Annotated in this window: 1 protein-coding gene and 1 pseudogene; both read right to left on the bottom strand. The window is 72.6% G+C overall.

From position 1 onward, the window contains the following. Positions 1-725: pseudogene (locus tag EF903_RS32215) on the bottom strand (acyl-CoA dehydrogenase); the annotation flags it as partial. 188 nt (positions 726-913) lie between these two features. Then, positions 914-1,546 (bottom strand): hypothetical protein, encoded by a 633-nt coding sequence (locus tag EF903_RS32210; protein WP_125548490.1) that lies wholly within the window; start codon positions 1,544-1,546, stop codon positions 914-916. Positions 1,547-1,850: the final 304 nt, after the last annotated feature.

The following is a 1,850-nucleotide window of genomic DNA, read 5'->3' as shown; positions in this document are numbered from 1 at the left end:
GCGGGGAGGTCGGCGGGGTCGAGGAGGAGGACGGAGTGGCTGCGGGGGCCGCGTTCGGGTGCGGTGCGGGCCCAGACGACCCAGGCGGCGGAGCGGGACGCGTTCATGATGACGTCCTTGCGCCCGCTGAGGGTGTAGCCGGAGCGGCCGGGGGCGGCGGTGAACTCGTCGCGGAGGATGGCGTTGGCGTGGGCGACCTCGTGGTGGACGATCGAGGCGCGGCCGCCGCGCAGGAGCAGCCCGGCGGTGTCGGCGCGCTGCCGCTCGGTGCCGGCGGCCCAGACGGCGGCGGTGCCGAAGAGCGAGGTGATGCCGTAGCCGAAGCCGAGGGCGACGTCGCGGCGGAAGACGGGGCGGAGGACCTTGGCGAGGAGGTCGGCGCGGGTGAGGCGGCCGCCGAACTCGGCGGGCACGAACTCGGCGCCCAGGCAGGTGTCGGTGAGCAACTGCTCGGTGGCCGAGGGGGGTTCGCCCCGGGTGTCGGCGGCGAGGAGCTCGGCGAGGCCGTGCGGGTTGGCGGGGTCGAGCGGGTCGCCGAGCAGCGCGTCGAGCCGCGCGGCGCGGGCGAGGGCGGCGGCGTCCTCGGGCGCTGCGGCGGGCGCCCCGGCGGGGACGGCGGCGGCCCGGCCCGGTGCTGCGCCGACGGGGCCGGGGACGGCGGCAGCGGTACCGGCGGTGGTCTCGGTCGTCGTGGCCATGGCGGCGTGGATCAGCTCCTTCGTCACAGGGCTCGGGGGGCTCGGGCCTCACGGAGCCGGGGGCCGGGCTGTTCCGCAGCCGGTCCGTAGCTGGTCCGTACGGACGACCAGCGTCGCGACGCCCACTCGACATCCACTCGAACCCCCGTCCAGCCTCCCTCCACGCCGCTGGGACATCCCGCGCGCCGACCCGCGGGCCTACCCGGAGAGGGGTACTAACCCTCCGCCGGAACCTCGGTAAGCCTCTCCAGCTCGTCACCGAGTTCCAGGACGATCTGGATCCCGCGGTGGGTGTACACCCGGATCTCCTCCCAGACGCGCCTCAGGGCTTCTTCCAGCTGGTGCACCTCCTTGGCGAAGTGCTGCACGGTGGCGGTGAGGACGGCGATGTCCTGGCGGTGGCCGGACAGGTCGTCGAATGCCTCGCCGGCCAGCGTGGAGAGCTGCTCCAGGGCGCCGCGCCAGAGATGGCGCACCTCGTCCAGTCTCTCGCCGAATTGAGCCGCCCGGATCTCCGCCTCGCGTCGGAGTTCCTCGTTCTCCCAGAGTTCCTCCTCCAGACGCATCACCTGGAGGCGGCCCGGATCCCGTTCCTTCAGCCAGCCCCTGAACAAGGCCATGCTGTGGGCAATTTCGTACTGCAAGTTGTAGGAGTCGGAACGGTTGGCCACGAGGGTGTGAAGCCCTGTGATGACGTCCGGTCGGAAGCACCGCCGGCCGGACAGCATCTTGGAGAGTTCCGAGGTGCTCGCCGCGGTGCGCGGGCGGCGGCTGTCAGCCGCCACCTCGTCGAGGCCCCGGCTCACCTCGGCCAGGGTCCGCCCGGCCTGTCTGTTCGTATCGCGCATGCGCTCCAGGAACTCACGCTCGGCCGCGCTCAGGTTCGCCGGCAGCGGGCTCGGGGGGCGGCCGCGACCGCGACCGAACCATCCGCCTTGCTCGTTCGGGGACAAAAGCCCTCCCTCTGCACGCCCACGACCGCGGGTGCTTTGTTGACCCGCGCCGGAAACAAGTCCTGCGCCGATTGTTGCCACTCCCGGCACAATTCCCGCGCCCGCAGTATCTCCGAGCGGGCACCGCCCAGGTGCCGGATCGGAGTAATGAACATGAGGGAAACGACCCGTGTCACACCGTCCCGCCCCCGCTCCCCCC

The sequence above is a fragment of the Streptomyces sp. WAC05292 genome (assembly GCF_003949955.1).
Classification (GTDB): domain Bacteria; phylum Actinomycetota; class Actinomycetes; order Streptomycetales; family Streptomycetaceae; genus Streptomyces; species Streptomyces globosus.
This window is presented reverse-complemented; position numbering and strand designations above follow the sequence as displayed.